Origin of the sequence: Pseudoclavibacter chungangensis (assembly GCF_013410545.1) — a bacterium.
Lineage (GTDB): Bacteria > Actinomycetota > Actinomycetes > Actinomycetales > Microbacteriaceae > Pseudoclavibacter > Pseudoclavibacter chungangensis.
On sequence record NZ_JACCFV010000001.1, the window covers coordinates 678579 to 693906 of the forward strand.

Annotated in this window: 14 protein-coding genes; 10 read left to right on the forward strand and 4 right to left on the reverse strand. The window is 70.3% G+C overall.

The genetic code is table 11. The features are described 5' to 3' along the window. The first annotated feature begins 77 nt into the window (after positions 1 to 77). From HNR16_RS02980 to HNR16_RS03010, 7 genes are all read left to right on the forward strand, one after another. A complete protein-coding gene (locus HNR16_RS02980) occupies positions 78 to 725 on the forward strand; it encodes a TetR/AcrR family transcriptional regulator (protein WP_158040172.1) in 648 nt (215 codons plus the stop codon). Beyond that, positions 722 to 3235 (forward strand): YhgE/Pip domain-containing protein, encoded by a 2514-nt coding sequence (locus tag HNR16_RS02985; protein WP_158040171.1) that lies wholly within the window; start codon positions 722 to 724, stop codon positions 3233 to 3235. The genes HNR16_RS02980 and HNR16_RS02985 overlap by 4 nt, the downstream gene beginning before the upstream one ends. 61 nt (positions 3236 to 3296) lie before the next feature. Further along, positions 3297 to 4016, forward strand: coding sequence for an NUDIX hydrolase (locus HNR16_RS02990; RefSeq protein WP_158040170.1), 720 nt, complete (start codon positions 3297 to 3299; stop codon positions 4014 to 4016). Positions 4017 to 4340: 324 nt separating this feature from the next. Continuing rightward, positions 4341 to 5141: an oxygenase MpaB family protein gene (locus HNR16_RS02995; protein WP_179558071.1), complete on the forward strand. Its 801-nt coding sequence runs from the start codon at positions 4341 to 4343 to the stop codon at positions 5139 to 5141. A 44-nt stretch (positions 5142 to 5185) separates the two neighbouring features. Further along, complete coding sequence (locus HNR16_RS03000) at positions 5186 to 6271, forward strand: glutathione S-transferase family protein (protein ID WP_158040168.1); 1086 nt, start codon at positions 5186 to 5188, stop codon at positions 6269 to 6271. Beyond that, on the forward strand, positions 6268 to 7287 hold the full coding sequence (locus tag HNR16_RS03005) for an alpha/beta fold hydrolase (protein WP_158040167.1): 1020 nt from the start codon (positions 6268 to 6270) through the stop codon (positions 7285 to 7287). The genes HNR16_RS03000 and HNR16_RS03005 overlap by 4 nt, the downstream gene beginning before the upstream one ends. A 76-nt stretch (positions 7288 to 7363) precedes the next feature. Continuing rightward, entirely contained in the window at positions 7364 to 8131 is a 768-nt protein-coding gene (locus tag HNR16_RS03010; RefSeq protein ID WP_158040166.1) for a VOC family protein, read from the forward strand. Between the two features lie 6 nt (positions 8132 to 8137). Here the strand turns inward: HNR16_RS03010 and HNR16_RS03015 are convergent, their stop codons facing one another. The 4 genes from HNR16_RS03015 to HNR16_RS03030 form a co-directional block, all read right to left on the reverse strand. Further along, positions 8138 to 8539, reverse strand: a complete 402-nt coding sequence (locus HNR16_RS03015; protein WP_158040165.1) for a thioredoxin family protein — start codon at positions 8537 to 8539, stop codon at positions 8138 to 8140. A gap of 57 nt (positions 8540 to 8596) precedes the next feature. Further along, positions 8597 to 9637: a PRC-barrel domain-containing protein gene (locus HNR16_RS03020; protein ID WP_158040164.1), complete on the reverse strand. Its 1041-nt coding sequence runs from the start codon at positions 9635 to 9637 to the stop codon at positions 8597 to 8599. Between the two features lie 118 nt (positions 9638 to 9755). Continuing rightward, positions 9756 to 10883: a DUF4349 domain-containing protein gene (locus HNR16_RS03025; protein WP_179558072.1), complete on the reverse strand. Its 1128-nt coding sequence runs from the start codon at positions 10881 to 10883 to the stop codon at positions 9756 to 9758. Positions 10884 to 11088: 205 nt separating this feature from the next. After that, on the reverse strand, positions 11089 to 11940 hold the full coding sequence (locus tag HNR16_RS03030; protein WP_158040162.1) for an aldo/keto reductase: 852 nt from the start codon (positions 11938 to 11940) through the stop codon (positions 11089 to 11091). Between the two features lie 453 nt (positions 11941 to 12393). Between HNR16_RS03030 and nrdH the strand changes: the two genes are divergently transcribed. The 3 genes from nrdH to nrdE all read left to right on the forward strand — a co-directional run bounded on the left by nrdH (position 12394) and on the right by nrdE (position 15272). Then, positions 12394 to 12630: a glutaredoxin-like protein NrdH gene (gene nrdH / locus HNR16_RS03035; protein ID WP_158040161.1), complete on the forward strand. Its 237-nt coding sequence runs from the start codon at positions 12394 to 12396 to the stop codon at positions 12628 to 12630. A 93-nt stretch (positions 12631 to 12723) separates the two neighbouring features. Beyond that, on the forward strand, positions 12724 to 13146 hold the full coding sequence (gene nrdI / locus HNR16_RS03040) for a class Ib ribonucleoside-diphosphate reductase assembly flavoprotein NrdI (RefSeq protein WP_158040160.1): 423 nt from the start codon (positions 12724 to 12726) through the stop codon (positions 13144 to 13146). 26 nt (positions 13147 to 13172) lie between these two features. Continuing rightward, the gene (nrdE, locus tag HNR16_RS03045; protein ID WP_158040221.1) at positions 13173 to 15272 is read left to right on the forward strand and encodes a class 1b ribonucleoside-diphosphate reductase subunit alpha; all 2100 of its coding nucleotides are present in this window, start codon (positions 13173 to 13175) and stop codon (positions 15270 to 15272) included. Positions 15273 to 15328 lie beyond the last annotated feature (56 nt).

Consider the following 15328-nt stretch of genomic DNA (forward strand, 5'->3'; position numbering starts at 1 on the left):
ACCGGGTCCGAATCAACTGTTTGACGAATGTAATTGACGAGCGTAAAGTTCCCTCTCGGTCGACGAAGGGAACGGAAATGGGACGCGAAGATCCGAGGCTCGCCCGGTCGCGCGACGCGCTCGTGGCGGCGATGACGGAGGCGCTCGACTCCGACGAGGGGATCGACCGACTGACGATCGCCGAGCTCACGAAGCGCGCGGGCGTCAGTCGGCCGACCTTCTACCAGCACTTCGCCGACCCGGCCGCGCTCGTCCGCGCGGCAGGGGTCGCCCGGCTCGAAGCCGTCTTCGTGTGCGTGCCCCAGGCCGCCCTCGGGGAGAGCTGGCGACGATTCGTGCGCGGAACGATCCGCACGATCCTCGCCGAGCTGCACGAACGGCGTCGCTTCTACCTCCGCGCGCTCGATGCCGACAACGGGGGCGATCTCAGCCGCGACGTCATCGAGTTCCTCGCCGTCCGGCTCCGTGACGTGTCGCCGCTCGGACCCGTGCTGCGACGCGGCGTCGGCGACGACCTCGCCGTCGCGCGCTCCGAGTTCCTCGCGGCGGGCGTCTTCTGGCACGTCGCGCGCTGGTTGCAGCGCGACGGTGCGAGCGCCGAGGCGATCGACGACATCGTCGAAGAGGTGAGCGAACTCCTCCTCACCGCCTCGGGCGCGACGCCCGAGGAGATCGCGACCGCGCGTGCCGAGGACGCGCTCGACGCCACGGGGGTGCGCGCATGACCGAACGACTCCAGGCGATCGCGAGCAAGCTGCACATCTCGCCCCGCGTGCTCATCGTCCTCTTCGGGCTCTCGATCATCCCCCTCATCTACGCGGGTGCGCTCATCTGGTCCAACGAGGATCCGACGCACCGGCTCGACACGATCCCCGCGGCCATCGTGAACCTCGACCAGCCCGCCGTGCCCGCCGTCGGTGACCCCATCCACCTCGGCGATTCGCTCACCGACGAACTGCTCTCGACGACGTCCGAGACGAATTTCGCCTGGCAGGAACTCGACGCGCAGACCGCGCAGTCGCGACTCGAGTCGGGTGACGTGCTCGCGGTGCTCACGATCCCCGAGGGGTTCTCGGCGGCCGCGGCCTCGCTCGGCGGGGACGACCCCGCGGCGGCACGGCAGGGGCGCCTGCAGATCGAGACGAACGACGGCGCGAACCTCATCGTCGGCAACATCGCATCGACCGTCGGGACGGCCGTCGCGGATGCCCTCGCGACACAGGTCTCCGAGCAGTATCTCGGCCAGATCTACGCCGGGTTCAGCAAGATCCACACGAACCTCACCGATGCCGAGGACGGCGCGTCGCAGCTCGCCGACGGCGCGGCCACCGCCAACGACGGTGCGGACGAACTCGTGGTCGGTCTCGGTGACCTGCGCACCGGTGCGTCGCAGGCATCGTCCGGCGCGCAGCAGCTCGCGGCGGGCAGCGGCGAGCTGGCGGACGGCGCGCAGCAACTCGGTCAGGGCGCCACCACGGCCGCCGACGGAGCCGGGCAGCTCGCGGACGGCGCACAGCGCACGAACGCCGGCGCCCAGCAACTGAGCGACGGGCTCACCGAATTGAACGGGGTCACGAGCCGTCTTCCAGCGGCGACCCAGCTGGCGTCCGACGGCGCCGGCGTCGTCGCGACCGGGGCCCGCACCACGGCGACCGACGCGCAGACGGCCTCGACGACCGCCACCACGGTCGCCGAGGAGACGGCCGCCGTCGCCGCGGCGCTCGACGCCTACCAACCCGCCACGGGCGGGACCTCGACGCCGGTCGACACCACCGCGGTGACGCAGGGTGCGAGCGGGGTCGCGTCCGGCGCATCCGGCGTCTCGGACGGTATCGCCGCGCTCGCGGCCGACGCCGACGGCCTCACGCCCGAGGAGCTCCAGGCCCGACTCGCCGAGCTCCAGACGCAGGCGGACGGGGTCAGCAGCGACGCCACGACGCTCGAGTCCGACGCCGAGGCACTCGGGACCGGGGGAACGGGCAGCGGTGGGGAGACCCCCGCCGACACCGATCCCGAGCTCGCGGCGCTCCGAACACAGGCGCACGGTGCGGCCGACGACGCCGCGACGCTGCAGCAGCAGAGTGCGACCGTCCAGGCCGAGACCGAACAGGTCGCGATCGGGACGGAGGCCGCCTACCTCGGGACGAAGGTCGTCGTCGTGGCCATGGAGCAGCTCTCGACCGCCGTCTCCGGTGCCGCCCAGGGCGCGGCCGCGGTCGCCGACGGGACCGCCCAGGTCTCCGACGGGTCGACGTCGCTCCAGAGCGGTGTCCAGGCCCTCGCGCAGGGGACGACGGGGCTGCAATCCGGTGCCGAGGACCTCGAATCGGGGGCCTCGCAGCTCGCCGACGGCACGGGCCAGCTCGCGGACGGCGCATCGCAGGCACAGGACGGTGCCTCGCAGCTCGCCGACGGGACGGGGCAGCTCGCGGACGGCAGTTCCGAGCTGCAGAACGGGCTCGCGAACGGCGCGTCCCAGGTGCCCAACTACACGGACTCGCAGGCGCAGACCCTCGCGACCGCCGCCGCCGCGCCCGTGGGCATCGACACGGTCAGGCAGAACAAGGTACCCGGCTACGGCGCGGGACTCGCGCCCTACTTCATGGCCCTCGGGCTCTGGGTCGGTGCTATGGCGTTCTATCTCATGATGCCCGCGATCAACGAACGGCTGCTCGCGAGCCGCCGGGGCGGCTTCGCCGTCGCGCTGCGGAGCTGGCTGCCCGGCGCCATGATGGCGGTGGTCCAGGCGATGCTCATGGTGCTCACCGTGCACGTCGTCCTCGGTGTGCCGGCCGCGAACCCGTTGCTCCTCGTCGGTGTCGCGCTGCTCACGGGGATCACCTTCATCGCGATCAACCAGGCATTCATCTCGCTGCTCGGTGCGCCCGGCCGGTTCCTCGCGCTCATGATGGTGGTGCTCCAGCTCGCTTCCGCGGGCGGGACCTACCCCGTCCAGACCGCGCCCGAGCCGTTCCAGGTGCTGCACGGCATCCTGCCGCTGACGGCGACCGTCGAGTCGTTCCGCTCGCTCATCGCGGGGGGCACGATCGGCCTCGACCGGGTGCTGCCGGTGCTCCTCACGTGGCTGTTCGCGAGTCTCGCGATCACGTGGATCGCGGTCGCGCTCAAGCGCCGCGCCGCCCGCGCGAAACTCACGGACGGGCCGGGGGAGGGGGCCGCGGCGACCGGACGGGGACGTGTGGCGAGCTCCCGTCGCGCGGTCTCGGCCGCGTGAATCCGGGTGGCCCGGACGGTGCGCCCGTGACGACCGCTCGGCGCGATGGGAGGATGCGGGCATGTCCGATGCCGCCCCGATCCGCAGCGCCGTGACGCTCATGCTCGTCCGCGCGTCGCCACTCCGCGTGCTCATGGTGCGTCGGGGCGACGTCGGTGCCTTCGCCGGTGCGCTCGCGTTCCCCGGCGGGGTCGTGGACCCGGACGACGCGAGCCCGGAATGGCTCGGCGTGCTCGACGGCGCCCACGGACTCGACGTCGACGAGCGCGCCCGCCGCGTCGCGGTCGTGCGCGAACTCTACGAGGAGACGGGGCTCGTGTTCGGCCACGCGGATCCGCGGCGAGGCCCGGTGGGAGACGATCTGCGGCGGGTGTGCCTCGAGGGTGGGCTGCGGCTCGATGTCGGGTCGATCCGTCCCGTGTCGCGGTGGGTGACGCCCGCGGGGTACCCGAAGCGCTTCGACACCCGGTTCTACGTCGCCGCCGTCGACGGCGAGCCGATCGTGCGCGCCGACGGCCTCGAGATCGCGTCGCTCGGGTGGGAATCACCGCGGGATCTCGTCGAGCGAGCCGGCGGTGCAGGGGTGAACGTGATGCTACCGACGCTCGCGAACCTGCAGCGGCTCGCGGCGACGGGGCCCGAATGGGGTGCGTGGGCCGATGCGTTCGAGCGTGCGCCCGATCCGGTCGAGCCGACGCTGCGCGTGCGCGAGGGCGGCGTGCGCGTCGTGGCAATTCCCGCCGTGGCAGGCTCCGGCCCCCTCGAACTCCCGATCGACTGAGCGGGCGGCGCATTCGACGGATGAGGGACGGACACGGCGGGGCGCAGGGTGTCGAGAATGCCCTGCGCCCCGCCGTTCAACCGACCGGCATCGGACGTGACCGCGCACCGACGCCTGGTCCGTCCGGACGCGACCGACACGTCCGGGGACTCGATCGTCCGGTCGTGATGCGCGCCCGTCGGCCGACGTTCGCTCCCGAAGCTCGGGATCCCGAACCGGATGATGCAGGTAAGGCTAACCTAAAAGCTCGACCGTGCCAAGGGAATCCGCGAATCCGGACGGAACGCTCGCGTATCGTTCACGCAGGTCCATCCCGGAGGTGTCGTGCCCGATCCGATCGCACGTGCTGCCCGCCGCGGAGCGTTCGAGTGTTTCGCGGCCGAATCCGTCGTTCTCCTCGGCGGGGGAGCAGCACTCCTCCTGCAACTCGCGCACCCCGCCATCGGCACGGCGGTCGCGCGCCACAGTCGCGTGCGGAGCGATCCCCTCGCGAGGCTGTTCGGCACGCTCGAGTTCCTCACGGCGGAGGCGTTCGGTGACGACGACGATCGCGCGAGGGTCCGGCGTCGCGTCGCGGCCGCCCACCGGCCCGTCCACGGCGACGAGCCCGCCGCGGGAGGGGCGTACCGTGCGGACGATCCCGAACTGCAGCGATGGGTGGCGGCCACGCTCTACGTCGCCGGTCGGGCCGCGCACACGCGAGCGTTCGGGGAGCTTCCCGCCGACAGGGCCGCCGCGGTGCTCGCGGGCTTCGGCGGCGCGGCGACGGCACTCGGGATGCCAGCCGCGATGTGGCCGAGCGACGAGGCGACGTTCCGTCGGGTCTGGCGCGCGGGCCTCGCGTCGCTGCGCGTGACGGACGAGGCGCGTGCGATCGGCCTCGGGCTGTTCGACGGAACGGGGGTGCCGTGGCCGCTTCGTCCGCTCCTGCCCGTGCTCCGGGCCGTCTCGATCGACCTGCTCCCCGCTGAGGCCCGTGCCGCCTACGGCGTGCGGCACCGTCGGCGCGACCGCTTCGCCGCGGAACTCGTGTGGGCGCTCGTCGTCCCCGCGTATCGGCTCGCCCCGGCCGTCCTGCGACGACTCCCGGCACGGGTCCTGCTCGCGCGCCTACGTCTGGCCTGAACCGGCTGGCACCGACACCCAGCAGCCTTCCGTATGCTCGGAGCATGCCGGAACAACGCGACGACACGCAGGCCTCCGCATCGGCGCAGGGGACCTACTCGACCGTCGGGCAACCGTACGACCGCGACACGAACTACATCACCGACCGCATCACGCGCGACGCGCGGCCGGTCGGTGACGGAACCCTGAGCTGGCCCGTCGAGGCCGGCAGGTACCGTCTCGTGGTCGCCCGCGCGTGCCCGTGGGCGAACCGCGCGACGATCGTCCGGCGCCTCCTCGGCCTCGAGGACGCGATCTCGATGGCCGTGTGCGGACCCGTGCACGACGAGCGGTCGTGGACCTTCGACAAGAGCCCCGGGGGTATCGACCCCGTCCTCGGCTACGAACGGCTGCAGCAGGCGTACTTCGCGCGATTCTCGGACTACCCCCGGGGCATCACGGTCCCGGCGATCGTCGACGTCCCCACTCGAGCGGTCGTGACGAACGACTTCCCGACCATGACCCTCGACTTCTCGACCGAGTGGACCGCATTCCACCGCGACGGCGCGCCCGACCTCTACCCCGAGGCGCTCCGTGACGAGATGGACACGCTCATGCACTTCGTCTACACGGAGATCAACAACGGTGTCTACCGGTGCGGCTTCGCGGGCAGTCAGGACGCGTACGACCAGGCCTACGCCAGGCTGTTCACGGCACTCGACAAGGTCGGGGAGCGGCTCTCCACGCGGCGCTATCTCATGGGAGACACGATCACGGAAGCCGACGTGCGGCTGTTCACGACGCTCGCGCGCTTCGACCCCGTCTACCACGGCCACTTCAAGTGCAATCGCCAGAAGCTCGCCGAGATGCCCGTGCTGTGGGCCTACGCGCGGGACCTGTTCCAGACGCCGGGCTTCGGTGACACGACCGATTTCGTCGACATCAAGCGCCACTACTACGAGGTGCACCGCGACCTGAACCCGCTCGGAATCGTCCCCCTCGGTCCCGAGCTCCACAACTGGCTCACGCCCCACGGCCGCGAGGAGCTCGGTGGCTCACCGTTCGGCACCGGCACGCCACCGGGACCGGTGCGCGAGCCGCTCGAGGACGGTCACGGAATCGTCGGCACCGGGGACCCGCTGCGGGCATGACGACCGACGGGCGGCCGGGCGACGGCACCGGGAACGAGGACGACCGCGGGGCCACCGCACGGCCGCGGTCGGCGATGCGGTGTGCCGTCCCGGTCGACGGCGGCGCCCTCGGGGTCGCCGAGTGGGACGACGGAGTCGACGCCCCCGCGCCCGCGGTGCTCGCCGCACACGGCGTGACGGCGACGGGTGCGGCGTGGCAACTCGTCGCGGATCGCCTGCCCGGCACGCGCGTGATCGCCCCCGATCTTCGCGGACGCGGCCGGTCGAGCGAGCTCCCGGGGCCGGCGACGCTCGTCCGGCACGCGGACGACCTCGCGAGGGTCCTCGATGCGACCGACATCGACCGCGTCGTGTTCCTCGGCCACTCACTCGGCGCGTTCGTCGGCGTGCGGTTCGCCCAGCGACACCGCGACCGGCTGCACGCACTCGTCCTCGTCGACGGTGGCCTCCCGGTCGTGACCTCGGGGATCGACGCCGAGCCGGATCCGCGCCGCGTGCTCGGCCCGGCGTTCGACCGACTCACCCGCAGCTTCGAGACCGTCGACGACTATCTCGACGCCTGGCGCGCGCATCCCGTCATCGGTCCGCTCTGGTGCGGCGCCGTCGAGCGTGCCCTCCGCGACGAGCTGCAGGGCGACGGACCGTATCGCGTGGCGGTCGACGTCGATGCGGTCGTGCAGAGCCTCGTGGAGTTCGAGGGGGGTGACGGCTACCGTGAGGCGCTCATCGGCCTGACGGTCCCGACCGTCTTCGTCCGAGCCGGGCACGGCCTGACCGGCGGAGTGCCCCTCTATCCGCACGACACGGCCTCGTCCCTCCTCCGGTTCCTGCGCTCCGTCACCGTCGTCGACGCCCCCGACGAGAGCCACTACTCGCTTCTGTACGGACCGACGGGGGCATCGATCACCGCCGACGCCGTGCGCGAGCAGGTGGCGGTCGCCGCACGACGTGAGGCGGCTCGTGCCGCGCATCCCGCCTCGGGGCACATCCGCATCGTGCGGCCCGCGCCGGACTGAGGTCGCCGCGACCCGACGCGTGCGGCAGACTGGGTGCCGACGGCGGCCCCGGCGTCACGACGAGGAGGAGCGGTGCATGACCGATCCCGGGAGTCTTCGCACCGGCGAGGTGACGTGGCTCGATCTCACGAGCACCGATCCGCAGCGCTCGGAGGCCTTCTACGCCGAACTGTTCGGTTGGCGCTTCGAGTCGGGGCCCATCGACGGGTACCGCATCGCGACGCGTGACGGTCTCGTGCTCGCGGGTCTCGTCGCCGCCGAGCCGGGCGATCCGCTCGATGCCTGGACGGTCTACCTGCGGGCGGACGATCTCGTCCGGACGTATCGCACCGCGACGGATCTCGGGGGAACGCCGTACGCGGCGCCCACCGCGATCGGTGACCACGCCGCGGGATCCGTGCTCGCCGACCCGACCGGGGCGGTGTTCGCGCTGCTCCGCCCCGGCACGTTCCGTGGCCTCGGCGAGGTCGGGCTCCCGGGGTACCCCGCATGGTTCGAGTTGCACTCGACGGATGCCACGACCTCGATCCGCTTCCACGAACGGGTGTTCGGCCTCGAGACGGACGCCGTCGCGGACGAACCGGGGTTCCGCTACTCGACGATGCGGGATGCGGAGGGCGAGACGGTGTTCGGTGTCGTCGACCTCGAGGGCCTCGTCCCGGCGGGCACCGGTTCCTCGTGGGCCGTCTACTTCGGTTCCGCCGATGTCGAGGCCGACGTGGCTCGTGCGATCGACCTCGGCGGCCGCGCCGTGCTCGAGCCCGTCGACACGCCGCACGGACGGGTCGCGACGCTCGTCGACCCGTGCGGCGCCGCGTTCAACCTCATGCGCGTCGACGAGTGAATGGTCCTACTGGGCGGCGGGCTCCCCTGAGGAGTCGTCCACGGCGTTCGCCTCGCGGTCGGCGATCTCGCGCCGGATTTCCGCCATGTCGAGTTTCTCGATCGCGTCGATGAGCTGATCGAGCGCGGCGCCTGGCAGAACGCCGGGCTGCTGGAACAGCAGGATGCCGTCCCGGAATGCCCAGACCGTCGGAATCGAGCGGATCTCGAGGGCGCCCGAGAACGCGTTGTGCGCCTGCGTGTCGAGCTTCGCGAACGTCACCTCGGGGTGGCGCTCCGACGCCTCCGCGTACACGGGCGCGAATTGGAGGCACGGTCCGCACCACGAGGCCCAGAAGTCGATGAGGGTGATCCCCTCGGACCGGACCGTCTCGTCGAAGGTCTCGGGCGTGATGTCGATCGTCGTCATGGGGACTCCTGTCGTGGGAGGTCGGGAACCGGTGCCGCCGGTCGGGCGATTCCCCGGTCAGTACGTGTCGTCGGGACGGCGGAACGGGTTCGCTTCGCCCGAGCCCTGGTCCTGCGACCACGGAACGTCGGAGCCGAGTGCGCTGTCGTCCTCCCACGGCGGCACATCGTGACCGGTGTCGGCCGCCCCGGCGTCACCGTAGGCGGGAGCGTCCCCGTACGTGGGGACGTCATCGGACGCCGGGGCGTCCAGGGTCTCCTTCGCGAGCGGGATGGGATCGTCGTCGAGTGCGCCGTCCGTGAACGGTGCACCCTGCACGTCGTCGCCCACGCCGCCGAGTCGCTTGGGCACACGGTAGTGCTCGTAGAGCGCGTCCTCCTCGGCGGGGGAGAGGTTCTGATCGATCTCCGTCACGGGTGCCGAGGTCACCTCGGTCTTCGTGTACGGCACGACGATGCGGTTGCCGTCCAGGTGCGCCTCGTCGAGGGGGATGAAGAACTCCTTGGTGCCGAACAGTCCCGTCTTGGCCGTCACCCAGTTCGGTTCCTGCGTCTGGTCGTCGAGGTACACCTGCCCGACCTTGCCGATCCGCTCGTCACCGGTCCCGATGATCGTCGCGGTGAACAGTTGCGTCAGTCGTGACTCGCGTTCGGCCAGTCGCTCCTGCTGGGCGACGAGCTCGGCCGCTGCCTCCGCGGCGACCGGATCGTCGTCCGTGAGACCGCCGCCCTCCGCGGGGTACTCGGTCGGCGCGTTCGCGTCCTGGGCGTCGATGAGCGAGGTGTGCGTGTAGCCGGCTCCGTCCGAGGCGTCGTCTCCGTAGCCGGCACCTCCCGCGTCGCCGTAGGACGGTGCATCGCCGTACGAGGGAGCCTCGCCGTAGGAAGGTGCGTCGTCGTAGCCGGGTGCGTCACCGTACGCGGGTGCGTCTCCGTAGGACGGTGCGTCTCCGTATGACGGTGCGTCGTCGTAGGCGGGTGCGTCACCGTAGGAGGGCGCATCACCGTATCCCGTGGCGGAGCCGTCGGAGCCACCCGGACCGCCGTCGGATCCGTCCGACGGAGGCCAGCTCGGGGCGTTCCTGTCGTCTGCGGTCATGTCGTCCTCCTGACACGGTTCGGCGATTCCATCCGCCGGGGATCCCGGCCGCCGGGGTGTTGCGGAGTGCCCAGCCTATCGAGCGGCTCCTGATGGGCGAGCGGCGCCGCGCTGCGGGTCACCGGACTCCCGGACCGTGCTCGTCCCGGGGCGGCGCCGTCGGTCCGCCGCCGGTGCCGTCCTCCGGGCCCGCCGACGGCGATGGCGATGGCGACTTCTCATCGTCGGTATGGGGTGTCGCGGGGGCGGCGCCCCGGCTGTCGCCGGCCGCGCCGGGCGTCGCGGGGGTGTCGTGTCCGTCGGGCGCGACGCGAGCGGTGGTCGCGATGTTCGCGTCGCCGTGATCGGTGGGAGCGGTGTTCCAGGCGACGCCGGCGGGCGCGGGGTGGGCGACCGTCGCCGCCCGGCGACGGGACCGGCGCACGAGCGCACGGATGAGCACGAACAGGATGCCGGCGAGGATCGCGAGGAAGACGAGGCCCGGGAGTGCGAACCCGAGCGCGGTGAGGAGCCCTTGGAGGACGAGGACGAACGTGTTCCACCCCGCCTGCAGTCCGCCGAAGAACCCGGGCTGATCGCTCGGGCCCGGATTCGCGATCTCGTCGTTCGAGATGTGGACCCAGAGCGTCGACATCGAGACCTGGTCGTCGAGTGCCGACTTCTGCGCTTCGAGCGACTGCAGCTCGGCCTCCCGCTCGGAGAGCTGCGTCTCGACGGCGAGGAGATCCGTCACGTTCGTCGTCTTCTCCAGCATGGCCCGCAGGCTCGTGACGGACGAGCGGAGGGATTCGATGCGAGCGTCGAGGTCGGCCTGCTCGAGCGTCACGTCGACGACATCCGTCTCGACGCTCTGGACCGTTCCGAGGGGCCGCAGCTTCTCGATGAGGTTCTCGTACTCGTCGGCGGGCACGCGGATCGTGAGCGTCGACCACCCACCCCGGGTCGAGTCCTCGGAGCGGGAGTCGATGCGGCCGCCGAGCTCCGCGGCGATCGTCGCGGCCGACTCGGTGGCCGCGCCCACGTCGCTCGACGAGATGCTCATGCTTCCCGTCGTGACGACGCTGCGGTCATCGACGGTCGTGGACGCCGAACCGGGATCGGCCTCGGCGTACTGCCCACCGGCGTCCTGGGCGGACTCGGGGTAGGCGACACCCGGGTCGGAACTCGAGGCGGCGGCACAGCCACCGAGGAGGAGGGCGGCGAGCGCGGCCGTCGTGAGGGCCGTCGCGATTCGATGTGAGCGCATGTGTGCATCGAATTGGCGCCACCTGGGAATCGTGTGGGATTTCGGGGTGTCGCGAGCGGGGATCATCCCCGGGATCAGTCGCTGAGCTGACCCGCGTCGTGTCCAGGGGGGACGCGGTGCGGCGGGCGGTCGGCCCCGGGGCGGAGCACGGCCGTGATGCCGCCCCGGTGGGGGGCCGGCCGCGAAGCGTTCGGGCCGAACCGACTCAGGGGAAGAGGTCGGGGTCCTTGCCCGTCCGGTGCCCGTTGTCGAGCGACGCGATCGCGGCGCGGTCCTCGTCGTCGAGCGAGAAGTCGAAGACGTCGAGATTCGCGGCGAGTCGGTGCGGGTTCGCCGACTTCGGGATGACGACGGTGCCGTCGTCGAGGTGCCAGCGCAACACCACCTGCGCCGGAGTGACGCCGTGCCGCTCCGCGATGCGCGCGAGGACGGGATTCTCGAGGAGCGTGCCGCGGGCGAGCGGCGACCACGCCTCCGTGACGATGCCGTGCGCGGCGTCGTACGCGCGCGTCTCGGCCTGGGGGAGGTTGGGGTGCAGCTCGATCTGGTTCACGGCGGGCACCGTCGAGGACTCGGCCGCGAGGCGATCGAGGTGGTGGGCCTTGAAGTTCGACACCCCGATCGACCGCGCGCGGCCCTCGTCGCGCAGCCGTTCGAGGGCGTGCCACGTGTCCACGTAGAGGTCGAGCGACGGGGCCGGCCAGTGGATGAGGTAGAGGTCGACCGCATCGAGCCCGAGGCGGCCGAGTGATTCGTCGAAGGCGCGCAGCGTCTCGTCGAAGCCCTGGCGGTCGTGCCACACCTTCGTCGTGACGAACAGCTCGTCCCGGTCGATGCCGGAGGCGCGGATCCCGTCGCCCACGCCGCGCTCGTTCTCGTACAGCGCGGCCGTGTCGATGTGCCGGTAGCCGAGATCGATCGCCGTCCGGACGACCTCGCTCGTAGTCGCATCGTCGATCTTGTACACGCCGAGGCCGAGCTGTGGGATCTCGTGGCCGTCGTTGAGTGGGATGCGGGGCACACGTGCCGCGCGCTCGGCGGCGTCGGGATGCGTCATGTCGGCTGCTCCAAGGAGTCCGTGCGGCGGTGGGCTACGCACGATACCGGAGGCACCGGGGGCGCGGATCGCGACGTGCCGAGCGACGTCACGAGAGGCCCCGGAACGGAATGTCCGAGGGGTGCGGGAACGTTGGCGGTGAAGGAATCGCAGGGTTCGTGCATGGAGTCGACGGTCGTGCACAGCAACTGTGCACACACCGGTGCACAGTGTGTGGAAAAGCCGTCGATCCACGTGGAAAAGGGCCCCGAACTGTGGAGGGAGCTGTGCAGAATGACACGGTTGTAACCCCGTATCTTGTGGTGGTACGGTCTTCCGACACAAGATGTAGTGGCTGAAGGCGGCGAGTCGCCGAAGCGACCGGCGCAGGCGAACGTAGAGTGAGCCACGTCACCTTCCCCGCCACGACACCCCGCCACGACACCTCGAACACCCCCGAAACAGGAGTTCTCAATGGCCCGCATCGCCGTTTACAGCAAGCCGTCCTGCGTTCAGTGCACCGCGACGTACCGAGCGCTCGACAAGCAGGGCATCGAGTACGACGTGTTCGACGTCTCCGTCGACGAGCAGGCGCTCGCCACGGTCAAGGAGCTCGGGTACCTGCAGGCGCCCGTGGTCGTGACCGAGAGCGACCACTGGTCGGGCTTCCGCCCCGACAAGATCAACGCGCTCGTCGCGAGCTTCGCGTAGGACGCCGTCGTCCGGGTGACGGGATCGACCGACGATCCCGTCACCCGTCGCCGACACCGTCCACCCACCACGCATCCGAAAGCCGCTGGCGACATGGCGCAGCTCATCTACTTCTCGAGCGTCTCCGGCAACACCCGACGATTCATCGACAAGCTCGGGCGCGAGGCGCGACGCATCCCGCTCATGACCGCCGACGAGACCATCCTCGCCGACGAACCGTACGTGCTCGTCGTCCCGACGTACGGCGACGGGCACGGCAACAACGCCGTCCCGAAACAGGTCGTGAAGTTCCTCAACGTGCCCCACAACCGTGACCTCCTCCGCGGGGTCATCGGTGCGGGGAACACGAACTTCGGCACCACCTACGGCCTCGCGGCCGACGTCATCGCGGCCAAGTGCCGCGTCCCAACGCTCTACCGCTTCGAACTCTTCGGCACGCCGGAGGACGTCGAGGCCGTGAACTCCGGATTGGATTCGTTTTGGCAGCACACACCTCTCTCGACGCCCCGACCGTGACCGCGGCGCAGCCGGGCTCGACGGGCATGGACTTCCACGCCCTCAACGCCATGCTGAACCTCTACTCGGCCGACGGGAAGATCCAGTTCGACAAGGACCGTGAGGCGGCCCGCGAGTACTTCCTCCAGCACGTCAACCAGAACACGGTCTTCTTCCACGACCTCGAGGAGCGGCTGAAGTACCTCGTCGACAACGACTACTACGAGGCCGCGACGCTCGAGCGCTACTCGTTCGAGTTCATCCGCGAGCTGCGCGACCGGGCGTTCAAGGCGAAGTTCCGCTTCCCGACGTTCCTCGGCGCGTTCAAGTTCTACACCTCGTACGCGCTCAAGACGTTCGACGGCCAGCGCTACCTCGAGCGCTTCGAGGACCGCGTGCTCATGGTCGCGCTCGGCCTCGCGCGCGGCGACGAGCACCTCGCGACGGCACTCGTCGACGAGATGATCGCCGGCCGGTTCCAGCCCGCGACGCCGACCTTCCTCAACACGGGCAAGAAGCAGCGCGGCGAGCTCGTGAGCTGCTTCCTGCTGCGCATCGAGGACAACATGGAGTCGATCGGTCGCTCGATCAACTCCGCGCTGCAGCTCTCGAAGCGCGGCGGCGGTGTGGCCTTCAGCCTCTCGAACATCCGCGAGCACGGCGCACCGATCAAGCAGATCCAGAACCAGTCGTCGGGCATCATCCCCGTCATGAAGCTCCTCGAGGACAGCTTCTCCTACGCGAACCAGCTCGGTGCGCGGCAGGGTGCCGGGGCCGTCTACCTGCAGGCGCACCACCCCGACATCCTCCGCTTCCTCGACACGAAGCGCGAGAACGCCGACGAGAAGATCCGCATCAAGACGCTCTCGCTCGGCGTCGTGATCCCCGACATCACGTTCGAGCTCGCTCGCCGCGACGAGGACATGTACCTCTTCTCGCCCTACGACGTGGAGCGCGTGTACGGCGTGCCGTTCGGCGACATCTCGGTCTCCGAGAAGTACCAGGAGATGGTCGACGACTCGCGCATCCGCAAGACGAAGATCGGTGCGCGCGCGTTCTTCCAGACGCTCGCCGAGATCCAGTTCGAGTCGGGCTATCCGTACATCCTCTTCGAGGACACGGCGAACCGTGCGAACCCCATCGAGGGCCGCATCAACATGTCGAACCTGTGCTCGGAGATCCTGCAGGTCAACTCTCCGACGACCTACAGCGAGGACCTGGGCTACGACCACATCGGCAACGACATCTCCTGCAACCTCGGGTCGATGAACATCGCCATGACCATGGACGGCCCCGACTTCGGCCGCTCGATCGAGACCGCGATTCGCGGCCTCACGGCCGTGAGCGACATGTCGGACATCCAGTCGGTGCCCTCGATCGCGAAGGGCAACGCGGGGTCGCACGCGATCGGCCTCGGGCAGATGAACCTGCACGGCTACCTCGGACGCGAGCGCATCCACTACGGCTCAGACGAGGGCCTCGACTTCACGAACATCTACTTCTACTCGGTGCTGTACCACGCGATCCGCGCGTCGAACCTCATCGCGCGCGAGCGCGGTCACTCGTTCGAGGGCTTCGAGGCCTCGACGTACGCGTCGGGCGAGTTCTTCGACAAGTACACCGAGCGCGAGTGGGCACCCCGGACGGAGCGCGTGCGCGAGCTGTTCGCGGGCATCCACATCCCCACGCGGGACGACTGGCAGGCGCTCAAGGCCGACGTGCAGGAGTTCGGCATGTACAACCGCAACCTGCAGGCCGTCCCGCCGACGGGGTCGATCTCGTACATCAACCACTCGACCTCGTCGATCCACCCGATCGCGTCGAAGATCGAGATCCGCAAGGAGGGGAAGATCGGCCGCGTCTACTACCCGGCGCCCTTCCTCGACAACGACAACCTCGAGTACTTCCAGGACGCGTACGAGATCGGCTACGAGAAGATCATCGACACCTACGCCGAGGCGACGCAGCACGTCGACCAGGGGCTCTCGCTGACCCTGTTCTTCAAGGACACGGCCACGACGCGCGACATCAACAAGGCGCAGATCTACGCGTGGCGGAAGGGGATCAAGACGATCTACTACATCCGCCTGCGCCAGATGGCGCTCGAGGGCACCGAGGTCGAGGGCTGCGTGAGCTGCATGCTCTGACCCGGCGCGGGTGACGACGCGGGGCGACCGTCCGAACGGGCGGTCGCCCCGCGTCG